This is a genomic window from Hespellia stercorisuis DSM 15480 (assembly GCF_900142165.1).
In the GTDB taxonomy this organism is placed as follows: Bacteria; Bacillota; Clostridia; order Lachnospirales; family Lachnospiraceae; genus Hespellia; species Hespellia stercorisuis.
This window is the reverse complement of the sequence record NZ_FQZY01000032.1, coordinates 23,187-41,384: the sequence shown is the minus strand read 5'-3', so window position 1 is coordinate 41,384 and position 18,198 is coordinate 23,187. Positions and strand designations below refer to the sequence as shown.

General features: G+C 46.2%; 14 protein-coding genes. 3 read left to right on the top strand and 11 right to left on the bottom strand.

Features of this window, described 5'->3' with window-relative positions; all coding sequences use genetic code 11:
* Positions 1-99 precede the first annotated feature (99 nt).
* Positions 100-522, top strand: coding sequence for a hypothetical protein (locus BUB85_RS11635; protein ID WP_073110610.1), 423 nt, complete (start codon positions 100-102; stop codon positions 520-522).
* Positions 523-717: 195 nt separating this feature from the next.
* Here the strand turns inward: BUB85_RS11635 and BUB85_RS11630 are convergent, their stop codons facing one another.
* The 3 genes from BUB85_RS11630 to BUB85_RS11620 all read right to left on the bottom strand — a co-directional run bounded on the left by BUB85_RS11630 (position 718) and on the right by BUB85_RS11620 (position 5,681).
* A complete protein-coding gene (locus tag BUB85_RS11630; protein ID WP_073110608.1) occupies positions 718-1,656 on the bottom strand; it encodes an AEC family transporter in 939 nt (312 codons plus the stop codon).
* Position 1,657: 1 nt separating this feature from the next.
* Positions 1,658-3,289, bottom strand: coding sequence for a hypothetical protein (locus tag BUB85_RS11625; protein ID WP_073110606.1), 1,632 nt, complete (start codon positions 3,287-3,289; stop codon positions 1,658-1,660).
* Positions 3,290-3,605: 316 nt separating this feature from the next.
* Positions 3,606-5,681, bottom strand: coding sequence for an elongation factor G (locus tag BUB85_RS11620; protein ID WP_073110604.1), 2,076 nt, complete (start codon positions 5,679-5,681; stop codon positions 3,606-3,608).
* 187 nt (positions 5,682-5,868) lie between these two features.
* Here BUB85_RS11620 and BUB85_RS11615 point away from each other — a divergent pair, with 187 nt between their 5' ends.
* Together BUB85_RS11615 and aroA are read left to right on the top strand one after the other, a co-directional pair.
* Entirely contained in the window at positions 5,869-6,966 is a 1,098-nt protein-coding gene (locus BUB85_RS11615; RefSeq protein ID WP_073110602.1) for a prephenate dehydrogenase, read from the top strand.
* A gap of 48 nt (positions 6,967-7,014) precedes the next feature.
* Positions 7,015-8,307: a 3-phosphoshikimate 1-carboxyvinyltransferase gene (gene aroA, locus BUB85_RS11610; RefSeq protein WP_073110600.1), complete on the top strand. Its 1,293-nt coding sequence runs from the start codon at positions 7,015-7,017 to the stop codon at positions 8,305-8,307.
* A gap of 106 nt (positions 8,308-8,413) precedes the next feature.
* On the opposite strand, the gene BUB85_RS11605 is transcribed toward aroA, so the two are convergent.
* The 8 genes from BUB85_RS11605 to BUB85_RS11575 form a co-directional block, all read right to left on the bottom strand.
* Complete coding sequence (locus tag BUB85_RS11605; protein ID WP_073110596.1) at positions 8,414-9,691, bottom strand: S1C family serine protease; 1,278 nt, start codon at positions 9,689-9,691, stop codon at positions 8,414-8,416.
* 201 nt (positions 9,692-9,892) lie between these two features.
* The gene (locus BUB85_RS11600) at positions 9,893-11,248 is read right to left on the bottom strand and encodes a cohesin domain-containing protein (RefSeq protein ID WP_073110593.1); all 1,356 of its coding nucleotides are present in this window, start codon (positions 11,246-11,248) and stop codon (positions 9,893-9,895) included.
* A gap of 42 nt (positions 11,249-11,290) precedes the next feature.
* A complete protein-coding gene (locus BUB85_RS11595; RefSeq protein ID WP_084534016.1) occupies positions 11,291-12,676 on the bottom strand; it encodes an LCP family protein in 1,386 nt (461 codons plus the stop codon).
* A 68-nt stretch (positions 12,677-12,744) separates the two neighbouring features.
* On the bottom strand, positions 12,745-12,906 hold the full coding sequence (locus BUB85_RS21485) for a hypothetical protein (RefSeq protein ID WP_159434640.1): 162 nt from the start codon (positions 12,904-12,906) through the stop codon (positions 12,745-12,747).
* A 160-nt stretch (positions 12,907-13,066) separates the two neighbouring features.
* Positions 13,067-13,987 carry a glycosyltransferase gene (locus BUB85_RS11590; RefSeq protein WP_073110638.1) on the bottom strand — a complete coding sequence of 307 codons (921 nt, stop codon included), beginning with the start codon at positions 13,985-13,987 and terminating at the stop codon, positions 13,067-13,069.
* A 66-nt stretch (positions 13,988-14,053) separates the two neighbouring features.
* Positions 14,054-15,292 (bottom strand): O-antigen polymerase, encoded by a 1,239-nt coding sequence (locus BUB85_RS11585; RefSeq protein WP_330392301.1) that lies wholly within the window; start codon positions 15,290-15,292, stop codon positions 14,054-14,056.
* A 49-nt stretch (positions 15,293-15,341) separates the two neighbouring features.
* Complete coding sequence (locus BUB85_RS11580; RefSeq protein ID WP_073110589.1) at positions 15,342-16,649, bottom strand: LCP family protein; 1,308 nt, start codon at positions 16,647-16,649, stop codon at positions 15,342-15,344.
* Between the two features lie 19 nt (positions 16,650-16,668).
* Positions 16,669-18,072 (bottom strand): undecaprenyl-phosphate glucose phosphotransferase, encoded by a 1,404-nt coding sequence (locus BUB85_RS11575; protein ID WP_073110586.1) that lies wholly within the window; start codon positions 18,070-18,072, stop codon positions 16,669-16,671.
* Positions 18,073-18,198 lie beyond the last annotated feature (126 nt).

Sequence of the window (18,198 nt, the reverse complement as noted above, 5' to 3'; positions counted from 1 at the left end):
TTTTCCGGTTGTTCACATCTCTCCTTTCGTGTATAATGGTATTAAGATTTATTGAGCGAGTTCAACTCAACAAAAAACACACATAAAGGAGAGTTTGCCATGGTAAATTTATTAACAGGCCCAAAGGGCAGTGGAAAAACACAACAGATGATCGACTTAGCCAATGAGGCCTCCAAGACATCAAACGGAAATGTAGTATTAATCAAAAAGAGTCATCGTGACACCATCAGTGTTGACTTCAGTGTAAGAGCAATCTGTATGGCTGATTACACAGATATCACCAACCTTGACGAATTTGTCGGCTTTTTATATGGTATGGTTGCCGGAAATCATGATATCGAATCTATTTTTATTGACGGAATTTTAAAACAGGCTGACATTTCTCTGGAGAATCTGCCAAAGTTCATCGAGAAACTGAAAAAGATTTCGGCTGCGGACAATATCCAGTTCTTCATCAGCATCAGCGCTAAGAATGATGATATCACAGGCATCGATTTAACTGACTGTAAGATTTTGAACTAGAGTGTAGTATTACATATCAAGCAATTTCACAGAATCGGATCGTATATTTAAAATCTGCAGTGCTGGCTAAAACCGACCGTCAGCACCTGATTTTTAAAGCATTTTAAAAGGATTAGAATGAACTGGTTTTCCAGTCTTTCTAATCCTTTTTTACTGTGCCAAACCTGCACTACAGCAGATATCTGGTTTTCACCTTTACAGCGCCATAAGCCACGTGTAAAACAACAGCATTGCCGGCATCGTGACAATACAAAACAGTACTGACATTACGTTCAGCGCTCCCGCATACGTCGCGTCTCCACCGTAAACCTGCGCAATCTGTGTGACCATCGTTGCAATCGGAGCCATCGCGGACATGAGCACAATCATCAGAATCTGATCGGCCTCGGGATGCAGCATTGCAATCCCGCTGATCTTCATCAAGACGATGACTGCCAGCGGCAGGAAAATCAGGCGGATAAAGCTGACAAAGTAAGGTCGCTTTCTCGTGAACAGCCACTTGATGTCAACCTCTCCCATCAGCATTCCGATTACCAGCATACTGATTGGACCGACTACATTGCCAAATCCGGTCACCACGTCTCCGATGATCATCGGCAGTTTGATTCTCGTAAAAAACAGAATAATCCCCACAAAAATTGCAATGATATTTGGATTCAACAGAACCTTTTTGATATCGAATTTGTTCTCATGGCAGATCATCGCCTTGCCGTGGGTCCACACGAAAAATGCCTGCACTACAATATATGGGCAAGTGTAAAGCACCCACTTCGGCCCCAGCACGCTCTGCACCAGCGGAATGACCAGATTCCCTGCATTGCTGTATATGACCGAGGCCTGCTCCACACTATTTAGATTGAGCGGTTTCCTGATCAGATACACCAGCAGAATCATGATGATGTGTATCGCGATTGAAACGACCACCCCCAAAGCCAGCCCCTTTATCATGCTGCCGGTATAATCAATCTGAAATGCATTCACCAGCATGCACGGCATCAATATGAAGATATTGACCGTCGAGAGCGGCCTGCTGTCTGCTGCCCGCAACAATCCCATCTTCACAATAATATATCCGACACCGCCCATCAACGCCAGCCCGATTATCTTTTCTCCTAATAGTATACTTAAATCCATTCTACTTATCGCTTTCCGTTACTTTCTTTTCCTCTCCGTCCAATGACAGAACCGTATTGGATTCATCGCCCTTTTTGTACTCTATGGTCACTTCTTCGCCCACTTCGTATTTGATGATATCAATGAAATCTACCACTGAAACATCGAAAATCTCATCTGACCCCTCCAGCATAATGTAGTAATGTGAATTTCCGTCGATGACACCCTGCGCAATCTTCGTGATTTTCGCAGTCATTTCTTCCACTTCCCGGGTATCCTTTTCCGCAACTTTGATTCCATTTTCATACATAAGATCTGTGTAAGAAGCTTCACACTGACTCACGGTATCGCCGATTGCTACGATCTGGTACTTCTGCACATTGACCATTGCATACTTTTTCACAAGTCCTGCATCGTCCTTCAGCGCAATAAAATAGGTCGGTTCCCCTGACAGATTCAAGAGCAGCGGGAAGGTCGCCGTGTACTTCAGATTCTGTACCTGCCCTTCCGCGGAGGACATAGCGGAATCCTCAATTGCCCCCTCAATCGGATAGTATTTTGTCTCCATGGTTCTTTGATTCATCAGTACGAATCCAACGTTGGACTGGTCACCGCTGACGGAGGTCACTCCCGTGTATACCCAGACATCATCATCGATTGCAAGGTAGTTGTAACCGTTCGTTGTCTTCAGGCAGTCCTTCTGTCCCAACACGCTGTTGAAAAATCCATGTTTTAATGAACCGTAGTAATCATATAATTCCACCAGCAGATCAGCGGAGTATGCACGGTCGATCCACTCCGGAACCTTGTCGATCTTATAGTCTGTCGTCTCGCCGGTTACTGCATTGCAGAGCACCACGCGCCCCACGGTCGCTCCGCCAAACAATCCAATGTTAAACTTCTTTACCGGGCAGACCCAGTACGGAACTCCATCATCGTCAATTTCGAAGCTGATATCGTCGAAAATGTATGTCGGATAAGAAAACCGCAGATGCCGGTAGATGTTCCGGTTAAAATGATCACTGGTCGTGTATTTCATTCCTTCTTTGAGTTTTACCAGCTCTGTTGTCTGAGTCGCCATATCGATTCGGATATAAGCAGGAATTCCTTCCCTCATATTCGTGAGCCACTTAATGGTGCTGGCATACTTCAGCGGTGATACACGGACCGGTTTATCCTGGTAGTTGATCTGGCTGTAGAGATCATCCACCTCAAATTGGGATACCATGTCCACCATACTTCCCATCTTACGATTGCCGAGAATCGTTGCAGAATCCTTATCAAGAATCGGGATCTGATCAAAAGACAGTTCCTCGATATCCTTGGTAAACTCCCCCTCCTCCACGGTCAGAAGCTTCTGGTACTTTTTCGCATTCACGATTGGTGAGGAGAGCAGGGTTCCTACAAGGTAAACCACAACAATTACCCCCAGCAGACTCATCAGAGCTTTCAGCCCCTTGGAATCCTTCAGGTCATAACGTGTCAGGTGTTTGCGGTTTATATAAAATGCCCCCACAATAACTACCAGCACAATCAAAAACATCCACAAATCACTCGAATGAAGGTTGATTGCCGGAAGGGATACATAATAGTAGATTCCTGCCACAATAATCAGCGCAAGCACTCCGAGTATTTTTAACTTATTCTTTTTCATATTCTTCCTCTCTTTGATTCATAATTTCTAACTTGTCGTCAGCCGCAGGCGAATGACCTGCGTATGCTCCAACGTATTTTTCATTATAACATATTGCTCATCGTTGTGACAGGTGAATTATCTATATCATGAATTTGTATTTTAATTCATGATATAACGAAATCGGAAAAGCCGCATGTACAAAACATACGACTTTTCCCACTTCAAATGAATTCAATTATACTCCAGCATAATTGCTGCGAGCGGCTGTCAGCTCTGCTGACATAATGCATCTAAGCCGCTCTGCAATCCGCTTCTCTACCTGAAAATATTTTTCTTATTCATCCGCTGCTCTTGCTGCGATCTCTTTTTCCTGTACATCAGACGGTGCCTGCTCATATCTTGCAAATTCATATGCGTAGGTTCCACGTCCGCCTGTCATGGAGCGAAGTACGGTACAGTATCCAAACAATCCTGTCATCGGAATATCCGCCTCGATAATCTGTTTTCCTCCTGCTATCGGTGTCATTCCCAGCACTCTGCCGCGGCGCTTGTTCAGATCTCCCATGACATCTCCGGTATAGTCATCCGGCACGGTCACCTTCAGAGACGCGATCGGCTCGAGGAGAACCGGCCCGGCCTCCATAAATCCTTTCTTAAATGCCTGCACGGTGGCTGTCTTGAACGCCTGCTCTGAAGAATCTACCGGATGGTAAGAGCCGTCATATAACGTCGCCTTCACGCCCACTACCGGGTATCCGGCCAGCGGTCCCTTTCCAACCGAATCCTGCAATCCCTTCTCCACTGCCGGGAAGTAATTTCTCGGAACTGCTCCGCCGACTACTTTCTCCTCAAATACATACGGTGCCTCCAGATTTCCTGATGGCTCGAATGTCATTTTCACATGACCATACTGTCCATGTCCGCCGGATTGCTTCTTATACTTGGTGTCCACGTCAGAATTTTTGCGAATGGTCTCTCTGAACGCCACTCTCGGTGTCTCCAGATTAATCTCCACCTTGTATCTTGACTGCAGTTTACTCGCAACCACCTCAAGATGCTGGTCGCCCATACCGTACAGCAGCGCCTGTCTGTTCTCACTGTCATTGACCGTCTTGAGCGTCACATCCTCCGCCATCATCTTCGCCAGAGCCTGAGAAACTTTGTCCTCATCTCCCTTGGTCGGTGTCGTGTATTTCATATAAGTATACGGAACGGAATATTCCGTCTTTCCGAACAGCACCTGACTCGTTTTGGATGAAAGTGTATCACCGGTCTTTGTCGCGGTCAGTTTGGCAACCGCACCGATATCTCCCGCAAACAGCTCCGGCACCTCCACCGGCTTGTTGCCGATCAGCGTGTAGAGCTTGCCTGGTTTCGCTTCTGCCTCCGCGGCTGCATTGTAGAGAATATCATCTCCCTTCAATACGCCGGAGCATACCTTGATCAACGAATATTTTCCTATAAACGGATCTACCATCGTCTTGAACACATATGCGGTCTTTGATTTGGCGAAATCGTAATTTGCCTCAAAAATCTCGTTCGTCGTGCGATTGATTCCCGCACATTCTCTCTTGTCCGGACTCGGGAAGAAACGTACAATATCAGACAGAAGATTCACTACGCCCTGCGCCTGAAGATTGGATCCCATTCCAACCGGTACGATACTGCCGTCCATCACGTTGGTACGGAGAGCAGCCCTGATTTCCTCAATGGAGAACTCTTCTCCTGCAAAATAGCGCTCCATAAAATCGTCGCTTGTCTCCGCTACCGCCTCCAGCAGCGTGTTGCGGCAGATTTCAAGATTTGGCATACAGTAATCCGGAATCTCGCACTCTTCGCGCTGTCCAATCTCTGTAAAACGTCTTCCTGCATTCTTGATGACGTTCACATAACCAACCAGTTTCTCGTTCTCACGGATCGGGATTGCGCGCGGAGCAATGCATTTGCCGTATCTGGCTGTCAGGTCTTCCACCACCTGACGGAAACTTGCATCGTCCACATCCATCTCTGTCACATATACCATACGGGGCAGATTGTACTTCTCACACAGCTCCCATGCTTTTTCTGTTCCGACTTCCACACCCGCTTTTCCGGATACTACGATCACCGCCGCATCTGCCGCGCTGACTGCCTCCTCCACTTCTCCGACAAAATCAAAATATCCCGGAGTGTCCAGAATGTTAATCTTCGCTTTCTCCCACTCTATTGGAACCAGAGATGTTGTGATAGAAAATTCTCTCTTCTGTTCTTCTTTATCGAAATCACTGATTGTATTCCCTTCGGAAATCTTGCCCATACGACTCGTTGCACCTGATATGTAAGACATTGCCTCCACCAGGCTGGTCTTGCCACTGCCGCCGTGGCCAAGTAATACTACATTTCGAATTTCGTCCGTTCTGTAAACTTTCATATGCTTGCTGCCTCCTTGTTCGTAATTTTCATGCAATTTCACACAAAATAGTATGGTTATATTGTACTAAAATTCCGTATGCATTACAACTCTTTTATGAATTTTTCACAAACTGTTTTAACCCGTGGACTTTCATTCTTTAAAGTGTTAAAATACGGGTAGATTAAACTACAGGAGGACACATGAAATGAACACACAGAAAATAGGCTTTATCGGTCTGGGACTTATCGGCGGATCCATTGCGAAAGCAGTTCGTCTCTATTATCCCGATACCGAAATCGTCGCATTTGACAAGAATAAGGAGACTCTGGCACTGGCCGTTCAGGAGGAGACCGTAGACATCGCCTGCGGGTCGATCGACATCAATTTTGCTGCCTGCGATTATATCTTCCTGTGTGCTCCAATCTCATACAATACAGCATACCTTAAACAACTGAAGGAATATGTACATCCGGGACTGATTCTGACTGATGTCGGAAGTGTCAAGACCTCCATTCACAACGAGATCACACGCCTTGGACTGGAGGACTGTTTTATCGGGGGACATCCGATGGCCGGCTCGGAAAAGAGTGGATTCATTAACTCGAAACCGGTTCTGATCGAGAACGCGTACTATATACTCACGCCTTCTGTCTCCGTGGCAGCAGAAAAGCTCGACAAATATCGGACTTTTGTGGAATCACTGAAAGCGCTCCCCATTACCCTGGACTATAAAAAGCATGATTATATCACAGGAACGATCAGTCATCTTCCGCATATTATCGCCGCATGCCTTGTCAACTTTGTCAGAGACACCGACACCGAGGATGAGATGATGAAAAGCCTTGCGGCAGGCGGATTCAAGGATATCACCCGTATCGCCTCCTCGTCGCCCATCATGTGGCAGCAGATCTGTCTGAAGAACAAGGAGAACATTTCCGAGATATTGGCGGCATATATCAAGACACTGCAGCAGGCCAAAGCGACCATTGATGCGAGTTCCGAACAGAAGCTGTATCATATGTTCGAGGCCTCCAGGGATTACCGGGATTCCATGCCGGCCAGTTCCCTCGGCCCGATCAAGAAGGTGTTCGCGGTCTACTGTGACATCATCGACGAAGCAGGTGGAATCGCGACAATTGCAACGATTCTTGCAAGCAACAACATCAGTATCAAGAATATCGGAATCGTGCACAACCGCGAGTTTGAAGAGGGCGTTCTCCGCATCGAGTTTTACAATGCACAATCTTCCGACAGTGCGGCTTCTCTGTTGGAGAAGTACCATTATATCGTGTACGAACGTTAAGATACAGAAGCTTTTATATAATTATAGTAGAAAGGATTTTATTTTAATATGGAAATCGGAAAAATAACAGGACTCAAGGGTACCATCACCATTCCAGGTGACAAATCTGTCTCACACCGGGCGATCATGCTCGGCTCCATCGCACAGGGAACAACGGAGATTCACAATTTTCTCCGGGGAGCAGACTGTCTCTCCACCATTCAGTGTTTCCGCTCAATGGGAATTGAAATCAAAGAAAATCAGGACATTGTGACTGTGCACGGAAAGGGACTTCACGGTCTGACTGCCCCATCCGATATTCTGGATGTAGGCAACAGTGGAACGACCACCAGACTTCTATCCGGGATTCTGGCCGGTCAGGAATTTGATTCCAAGATGTCGGGCGATTCCTCTCTGAACACCCGCCCTATGCGCAGGATTATCGAACCGCTTACTCAGATGGGCGCCAACATTTCCAGCATCATGAGAAACGGCTGTGCTCCGCTGTACATCTCCAAGGGCAATTTGCACGGAATCCATTATCATTCCAAGGTGGCCTCCGCTCAGGTAAAATCAGCCATTCTGCTGGCAGGACTCTACGCCGACAGTGAGACTGCCGTCACCGAGCCAACCCTCTCCAGAAATCATACCGAACTGATGCTGAAGGAATACGGCGCAGATGTCAGTGCCTCCTTCAAGCTTGGAAGCACTGTCGCAACCGCCTCCGTAAAACCATGCACCGAATTATTCGGGCAGAATATAACCGTTCCCGGGGACATCTCCTCCGCGGCATACTTTATCGCTGCAGGATTGCTGGTTCCCGACTCCGAGATCGTGATTAAGAACGTGGGCATCAATTCTACCCGCTCCGGTATTCTGAAAGTATGTGAGAACATGGGTGCCAACATCTCCCTGCTGCATGAAACGCGGGCAGGCGGAGAACCCGTCGCAGATATTCTTGTCCGGACAAGCCAGCTGCACGGAACCACCGTGGAAGGCCCCATCATCCCCACTCTGATCGACGAAATCCCAATCATAGCAGTCATGGCTGCCATGGCTGAAGGAACCACCGTCATCCGGGATGCTGCCGAATTAAAGGTGAAAGAGACAAACCGTATCGAGACGGTCTGTGACAATCTCGCCTCCATGGGATGTGACATCACCCCTACAGACGACGGCATGATCATCCACGGAGGAAATCCGCTTCACAGTGCTAATATACACACGCTCCTCGATCACCGCATCGCCATGGCCTTCACAATCGCCGGGCTGGTGGCAGATGGAATTACCAACATTCTGGACAGCAAGTGTATCGATGTTTCTTATCCGACTTTTTATGATACATTTGAGGACTTATTATAGGCAGACCTCATAAGGGACAGAGCAAAAGTCAATTGGGGACGTAGTAAAATTGCAATTTTACTACGTCCCCAATTGACTTTTGCTCTGTCCCTTATGGATCGTGCTTCTATTGTTTCGGCTGCTCGCCTAATGTTACATCAACTGTCTTTTCCTGATATTCTCCACCGTTGCCCGGTACCTGCATTGTGATGGATACCGTCGTTCCTTTTGCATAATATGCCAGTTCACCCTGGAGTGTCGCCATGCTGTCGATTGTGGTACCATTTATACCTGTTATGATACATCCCTTCGTGATTCCTGCGCTCTCTGCTCCACCGCCGCTGATCGGTTCCGATACATAGACACCGGTCGGCATGCTGTATCTCTCTGCGCTCTCCTGTGTTACATCCACGCCCTGGATTCCGAGATATCCTTTGTCTGCTTCAGCAACCTTTGTCTTTGTCTCCTGGTTCATCAGATTCGTGATTGCCTCGCTGACATCACTGATCGGGATTGCATATCCCATACCTTCAACAGTCGTGTCGGAAAGCTTCGCTGAATTGATACCGATTACCTCTCCGTTTGCGTTGACCAGCGCTCCACCGCTGTTTCCCGGATTGATTGCCGCGTCGGTCTGAATGAACGCTGTATCGCTCTCAGAATCTGTCAGAACACGGTCTGTCGCGCTGACGATTCCGGTTGTAACAGACTGTCCGTATCCCAGTGCATTTCCAATTGCAATTGCAGGCTCTCCAACCTGAAGTTTGGTTGAATCTCCCAATGTTGCAACCTTGATTTTACCCATCGTATCATCTGAAATACTGTTGAGCGGCACTGCCACTACAGCGATATCCAATGCTGCATCACTGCCTTTGACATCGGCTTCTACACTGCTCTCATCAATAAAGGATACTGTCAGTGTCTCGCTGTCTGCAATGACATGGTTATTTGTAACGATCAACAGCTCTGTGTCATTCTGTCCGATAATGATTCCAGAACCAGTGCTCTCCACTTCCTGCTCTCCGCTCTGTCCGAAAAAGTTCTGCACCTGCTGTACACTCATGTTTGTGATTGATACAACCGAAGGCATCACATTGCCGGCAATCTCTGAGACATCCGAAGTCACTGCGTTCGATGTCTGGGTGAGGGAGGTGTTATCCACCGTCGATGCCGCATTCGCCGACTTGCTGCCTCCTGATAAAGAACCAAGGCCAAGCAGCTTACTGCCCACTACATTACTGGCAAGAAACGTGGCGCTCGACACCACTCCAAACAACAATGCCAGCGCGATGACCATGATCGCCTTCGGCATCTTCATCTTGCTCTGATGTGCCTTATGCACATTATCATTATTCTGCTTATTTTCCTGTTCATTCGGAACATAATAATTATACTGATTATCCATTTTATAAAACCCCTTTCGTCTTATTGTATTTAATAATCATATGTTACCGCCAATTTGTGTTAAAATTGTGATTAATTATTGTAGAAACCTTGAAACAGCGCAATTATTCGCCCATAACGAATTTGTCCGGATCTTCCAAGAAGTTCTTCACGTACATGGGGCATTGCAGTCGCAATGCCCCATGTACTCTCTCATATAATATTAATCATCCAGATCTACAAAATCAACTTCGTAATCGTCGTCTTCATCATCGTAGTTTTCATCATCTTCGTCATCATAATACTCATCGTCGTCTTCGTCGTCATAATACTCGTCATCATCATCTTCATATTCATCGCTGTCGTCATCTTCATAGTACGCATCATCTTCGTCATCATTGTACGCCATGTCATCATCATAGCCATCATATGAATCCGTAGGTTCCCCATATTGATCATCGTATTGATTATTATACAATTCATCCAGTTCACGATTTCTGTTTTTCAGCTTTACGCTCAGTACAATAATAATAATCAATAGTAATAAGAAGACTGCCCATGCCACAATCAGGATGATCGTCAGATTTTTTTCAATAGCATCTGTAATCTTGTTCACCAGTCCTGTTGAATTTTTCACGGTTACCTTTGCCGGCACTACATATCTCTGATATGTGTCCTCTGTTTTATCATACTCGTAGAACTCTTCTTTTCCGAGGCTGTTCAGTGCATAAACCAGATAGAAATCTGTCTCTTCCGAATCCTGCCATGCCGGAAATTCATTGCCATTCAATGTCAGCGTCGTCGCTTTGTACTTGTTTGGAAGATCTGATCCATCTCCCTGATCTGTCAGAAGGATATACCGGTCATTCGTAATCATGATCTGTTCCGTAAATGAAAACGTTCCGTTGCTTTCATTGTATAATGCCATATGTGAATCGTTGTTCGCATCATTTAAGAAAAACAGATATTTTCCACCCGCATCCTGAACAAGACATTTTCTGGCCGCACCTTCAAACTGCATCTCCGCTCTCGAGAACCCCTGGAAAATCAATGCATCTGAAAAATCTTCATAAATCGTATAGGATGTCCCTTTCACGTCGACCTGCAACCCGTTTCCAGATGACTGTCCTGTGGTCTCTGTCCCGTCTCCAGGACCAATTGTAACTGTTGCGTTGCCCTCTGTCAAAGTCAATGCCTCGTTTGAATACAGATAAGCCGTGTAACCAGCTACATCTACCGTTGTAGATCCTTCGTCCAAGGCCTTGAACACGATACTGTAATCTAATTCTGTCACCGTCCCGTCACCGGATGCGGACAATGCAACATTCCCGTCACCGCCTGTTGCGTTGGTTCCACTTACAAATTCCAGCACGGCCGGATCGTAGGTAAGGTTGATATCGCTGTCACCAATCGCCTGCCCTGCCGTTACCTTGACATCAATTGTCACCTCAGAGCCCTTTGTTGTCTCCGGATCCGAAAACACCAGTGTTCCCTCCGCAGCATGTGATGCAAATGTAAAACAGAAGAACATCAAACAAACTGCCGCTAGCCCTGTACTGACTTTTTTTACTGCTTTCATGTTTTTCCCTCATTCTCTTTCTTGAATTATCATATCGTACTGTTAATATCCCTGCGTGTCTGCTCCACCGGTTTGATCCACAGTTCCCGTTGTGCCGGACTGATCCACAGTTCCCGCTCCGCCAGTTTGATCCACGGTTCCCGTTCCGCCAGTCTGGTCCGTCGTCTCCTCTCCATACGTCTGGTCTGTTGTACCCGTTCCGTATGACGAATAATTTCCTGAATAATCGGTTCCATCCGATGACCAGTCCTGATTATAATAAGTCATATCATCAGAATCTGTAGTTCCAAGGCTGGACGCTTTATCTTCGATCTCACCACTGATCGCAACCACGGTTGATGACGGTGTATATCCGTCCTCCCCAAAGAAATACTGATGCAGCTGTGTGACGTTGCTTTCCAGTGTCATCGGAAGAACAACACTTCCGACACCGCTCAGCGTCTGCGCCTCTTTATCAAACGGAAATCCGGTTGTCTCTCCAAGCTGATATTTCATCGCATCCTTCGAATACGAAAGAATTTCTTTCAACGTGAAGTTTGTCTGTATCTCCGGAAATACTTTATCGATAATTTTGTTGATCGTAAGAAGATTACTGTTCTGTGCCTTTTTGACAATCTGTGTCAGCACTTCTCTCTGACGCTCTGTTCTGCGGTAATCGTCACCTGACGTATACCGGATTCGCGCATATGCCGTCGCCTGAGTTCCGGTCAGTGTCTGCATTCCCGGATCTGTGACTGCCCATGTATCAACCCCTGTATTTTTGATGATCTCCGTCGCATATCCATTGATGTAGTCAATTTCTTCCTGCTGAACATCTATATCAATGCCACCCAGCGCATCAATTACATCTACCATCGCTTTAAAGTCCACCGAAACATAATGCTGAATATCCATATCCAGATTCTTATTCAGAAGTGCCACTGCCTCCTGCGCTTCGCCGAACGAGTACGCGGCATTTGCTTTCTCATACGTTCCGTCATCCTGCTGAAGATATGTGTCACGGTATACCGAGCATAATTTTACGGCTTTCGTCTCCAGATTAATGCTTGCGATCATAATTGTATCGCTTCGCGTTCCCTCAACGTCTTCTGTCAAATCTGTTCTGGTATCCAGACCAAACAGTGCGACATTCAAGTAGCCTGTCTGTGCAACATTCTCGGTCACTTCCTGCGAAATGTTCAGGGCTTCGGTATCCAGCGTCTTCGTGTTAATCTTATGATACTTGCTGGCAAGAATCGCCAGACCAAGCGATATCAGTAAAATAAGCACTCCAAAAACTATTATTAAGATTTTTTTCCATATGGGCCAGGCTGCAAAACCTCTCTTCGGCCGTCTTCGTTTTCTGTTCGATCCGGCTGCCGCTCTGGTGCGTGGTTTTCTCCTGCTGTCCACTCTGGATCCTGTGCGTGAATCTGTCCGGTTGTTCATTCCGGAACCTGTTCGCGAATCAGTCCGGTCACCCGATCTGTGCTTTCTTCCCGTATTTGTTTGGGAATTTATGTTTCTATTCTCTGCCCCCGACCTGTTTCCGGAGTTATCCATCCTTCGTCTCCCAGAATTTCTTTCCAGATTCCTCTGCCTGCCGCTCCCCTGTTCAGGAGTTTCCTGCATACGCTGCCGGGATTCCGGTTTTCTCCGGGTACTTTGATCCTGTTCACGAATGGAGTCTCTTGTCCTTCTGTTCTGTTCGGTACGACTTTGGGAATTTGCTCTTCTCTCTGCCATATATACCCTTTCTCATTCATATCTCATTGTAAATCACACCTTATCATACAATATTTTCTTATATAATTCAATGAAAAAACTGTGATTTTTAGGCTAAAAAGCCCAATATCTCGGATTCATCGTACATTTCAATACAACCCATTGTGGTAATTTTCTGTAATTCTGTCCCAGCTTATATCCCATGTACTTAAACCCGCTCTTTATCACCAGATTTATAATGAGCCAGGGTTTTCTGATTTTAAGCAGGTATCCTGCTGTCCGGCTGACCAGACGCACCCCTTCGCTTTCTGATTTTACACCCTCAAACACCTCCGGATGCTCCACCTGCGAAACGGCAAGATCAAAATTCCGTCTGAATTGCTGCATACAGCTGTAATTATGGGAATGAATCACCTCGGCATCCGCCACATAAGCTATTTTGCAGCCCGACTGAAGAATTCTCCCCGCAAAAATCATATCTTCGTTGAATATAGTCTTCTTTTCAAATCCTCCAAGTGAATCATAAACATCTTTTCGATAGATTGCACATACATTTGAGCAGAAAAAAGTCTTCACTCCCAGCTCTTCTATATCCTGTATTGATTTCACCCGACCTGTCTCCGGATAATTAAAGCTCCTCGTATACCGTTCGATCACGCCGCAGTCCCGATCCGGCAGCTGCCTCGCAAATGCCGCTCCGACCTTCTCGTCCTCGAATGCTTTCACCAGCTGTTCCACCAGCTGCTTATTATACGGCATTGCATCCTGCGTCATAAACAGTATGAGATCCGCATGCGACAGCCTCGCTCCCCGGTGTCTTGTCCCGCCATGGTCAAAGGCTTCTGGCTCGATCTGGATGATGCGGATGTTGTCCATCTGATTCAGTTCCTCCGGCAGATCCACCTCTGTTCTCGTGTTCATGATAAATATATTCTGTACCGGATAAGTCTGTACAGACAGTCTGTCCAGCAGCTTTTTTATAGTTTCATCCGGTTTATAGGTTGGTATGATTACATCTACTGTCTTCTTATTCATCGGCATATCCTGCACTCTCCTCTAATCTACAGGCCTGCACGTCCCCGGCAGACCATCGCGCTCCTTTTACTGTGCCTTCTTCTTATGTTCCACAAACCAGTACATAATGGTTGTCAATATCAGCCAGAACCAGGTGGTTGGATTGCTGAACCAGGTGGTAAAAAAAGACAGTCCCAGATAAATTGCCAGCTGGCCATAGTACAAAAACGAGACAGGATTTCTGCTGGAATGGATCACTCCGGTCACTTTCGCAGCAACCCCGCCTAAAATCAGCGGCACAACCGCCATTCCAATCACACCAAAATCATAGTACATATCATAGAACATCGTGACTGTCGTCAACTCTGTCTTTGTGATGAAAATAGGGAAATTGACCAGCTGCGGAAACACAAATTTCATTCCCGTCAATGCAAATGCGGGAAACAGCATCCGCAGCCCCATTGTATGTGCACTCAGTTCTTTCACCATACAGTTGAAATTTTCGAAGTTATTGGCCACGTAGATGTACGGCTGAGTCACGAAAATCGGTATCTTCGCATTCTTCATCTCAAAAATACCGTTCAGATAACTGACATCATGATGCCTAGCAAATGTAAGAAGCACGTATACCGGTATCATGACTGCAAAAAAGCCGACAATCATCTTCCACGTGATCTTTTCATAAATAATTACGTACACCACCACCGCAAAACCGACTGCAAAAAGAAGCTGAAATCTGGATACGCATAGGATCGGTATCGCAACCGCAGTGAAATTGCAGATAAGAAGCAGAACTGCATCTTTTTTTGTGAAAGTCTCTGTCATCCTTCCATATATCACAGATAATCCCGGTATCAGTATGCAGCTGATTGTAAAATAATGCACTCCCGATATGTGAAAATAAGAATACGCATGAGGCATATCTGAGAAAAGCGGAATAAATCCCACAACGGCTGCCTCCACCGCGAAGCAGATCACTGAGCAGGCAACCAGCACACCAATGCACCATTCCACCCTGCGTGCCTGCTGCCCGCTCCTCGTAATTACAAGTTCACTTTTCACGGGAGCATGTTTTCCCTTTTTTTCCAGAAAATCATAGCCCACCGAAAAGCAGAGATATACCAGAAAAAAGCAAAGCCATGTCTCGCGCTCCCAGTCCGTCTGCAGTTTGCTCAGCTGAAGGCAGGCGATTCCCTGTCCGCCTATCCAGGACAGAGCCAGCAGCCCCCTCAGGTGAACCAGATTGTGTGTATTCAGGAAATCACACAGATACAGATAAAATGCCAGCAGACACAGCGCCAGGCTGGACACATAATGAAGTCCCATCCCGGCCATCGCATATGCGATGCCATATACAATTATATAAATGCTGTACTTAATACGTGGCTGAATTATCATAATACCCCTCATTCTGTGTGTTATCCTGCCAGCCGGCATCTGTGCCGCCTCCATTTTGCGTGTAATCTCCTGTGCTGTCGTAAGAAGTATCACCCGCTCCGCCTGCGTCATAGGTTCCGCTGTCCGCTCCTTCACCGCCATAGGTTCCGCTGTCTGTTCCATCACCGCCGGTGGTTCCGTCACCACCGCTCGTCCCGGTCTCTCCGCCTCCGTAATTGGCCGGGTCAATTCCTGTCAGATAAATAACATCGCCGTCAACAGTCTGTACCGTGTCTGACACCTGATAATTCTGTTCCCCAAACAAATACTTATGCAGTTGTTTTACATTGTCTGCGAAACCGATTGCTGTCACATAGGATCCCTCATGCCCAACCACATAATCACATGCGGTAACGTCAAATGGGAATCCTGACATCTCGCCGATTGAGTATTCCTTGGCATGAGCCGCCATCCCCAACAGGTTTGTCGCAGTCAGATTCGTGGACACCTGTGGAAGTACCTTATCAACAATTTTGTTCAGAGTAACAAAATCCGCCTGTTGTGCCTTTTCAATTACTTTTTGCAGGACGAGGCGCTGTCTCTCCGTGCGCTTGTAGTCATCTCCGGTCGTATAGCGGATTCTGGCATATGCAGTCGCCTGCACACCGGTCAGCGTCTGTCTGCCCGGCTGTGTTACCGCCCAGGTATCTTTCCCTGTCACCTTGATGATTTCGGTTGCATAGCCGTTGATGTAATCAATCTCCTCGTCGGTCACATCGATTTCAATACCATCCAGAGCGTCGATTACATCGATCAGCGCATTAAAGTTTATACTGACGTATTTGTCAATGTCCAGATCCAGATTTCGATTCAGCATGGCGATTGCATCTGCCACACCGCCTTCACAGTATGCACTGTTGGCTTTCTCATATGTTCCGTCTGTCTGCTGCATCAGGGTATCTCTGTATACAGATACCAGATTCAATTCATTTGTCTTGTTATTGATACTCGCAATCATAATCGTGTCACTCTGTACGCCCCCCTCAAGTTCTCCATCTCTTGAGTCCAGCCCGAACAGTGCGATATTCGTGAAATCACCTGTATCCTTGTACATCTCCAGATCAGCCGACTTCAGATTTGTCTGACTCATCTTGCTCCATTTTACGGTTCCGAACGCCACCGTCCCCAAAACAAGTAAAAGAATCAACTCCACCAGCAGGATCAATATCTTTCTGCGTCTTCTTCTCTTACGCAGCATCTTGCGCTGCCCTCTCGTCATTCCCGCATACGGATTTTTTTTAGCCATAACCCACTCCTCTTAATAATTAATATGCATTTTTGTTTACAAAACCTTTAAAAAATGTCAGAAACAGGATTTTGAAATCAAATCCCAGCGTCCAGTTTTCAATATAATACAGATCATAATCTATTCTTTTTCTGATAGATGTATCTCCCCGGTATCCATTCACCTGTGCCCATCCGGTAAGACCCGGGCGAACCTGGTGCTTGACCATATAGCGTGGGATCTCTTCTTTAAATTTTTCAACGAACTGCGGGCGTTCCGGCCTTGGTCCCACCAGACTCATGTCCCCTTTTAGCACGTTAAACAGTTGTGGCATCTCGTCAATACTTGTCTTGCGAATAATTTTTCCTACTTTTGTCACGCGGGGGTCATTCTTGGTTGTCCATTCTCCCCGTTCCTCACTCTCCTTCTGCACCACCATGGAGCGGAACTTATACATGTCAAACGTCTTATTCTGCAGCCCCACCCGCTCCTGCTTGAAGATAAGCGGACCCGGAGCCGTGATCTTAATTGCGGCTGCCGTTGCAAGCATGATCGGAGAAAACAGAATCAGTGCCACCGACGCACCAAAGATATCGACAATCCGTTTCAAAACAATGTTGACCGTATTACTGAGCGGCACATGGCGGATGTTGATCACAGGCAGACCCAAAATGTCCTCTGTATACGGTTTGGTCGGTATGATGTTGTTGTAATCAGGAATAAATTTTGTATGCACACCTGATTTTTCACACATGTTTACAATGTACTCAAGCTTATGATACTCATTGATTCCCAGCGTGATTGCAATCTCGTCCACCCTGTTCTGGGGCAGAATAATCAGAAGATTGTCGATGCTGCCGATCACTTTTACGCCTTTGTATTCCATTCCTCTCGGCTGGTGGTCATCCAGAATACCTCTTATGGAATATCCCCACTCCGGATTTGCTATAATTCTGTCTATATACTGTTCCGTTGCCCGGCTGTAGCCTACCAGAATCATATGTTTCTGATTGTAGCCTTTTCTTCTGATATCGCGGAGAAAATAGCGTATCAAATTACGCACAAAGATTTCTGCGAAAATGTTGACACAGAAAAACACCAGGATCATCGTACGCGCGAAGTTCTGCTGTTTTGTCAGATACAGTACCATGAAAAAAACCAGCAGCCCGATTGCATTCGCCTGTACAATGTGCCATGCCTCCAGACGTCTTCCCTGCACACGTTTCGCTGTATAGAGCTGAAATATTGAATACAGAACAAGATACCCCGGTACAATATAGATCAGGGCACTCATATAGACATCAAAGGACAAATACCATGGATCAAGCGTAAACAATCCGCTTCTGAATCGAATAAACCATGCAAACACATATGACAGCGCTACGACCAGCCCATCAATTACGACATGTATTCTGTTAAAATATTTTTGATTATCTTTAATCATGATTTCACCTATTTCCATTATTTACATTATCTGTTATATGATACAATATTTATGGCAAAAGGACAAGCACTACCACTTATTTTATTAACAACTTTTTAACATTTTTGTAATATAAACGGAGCTGTT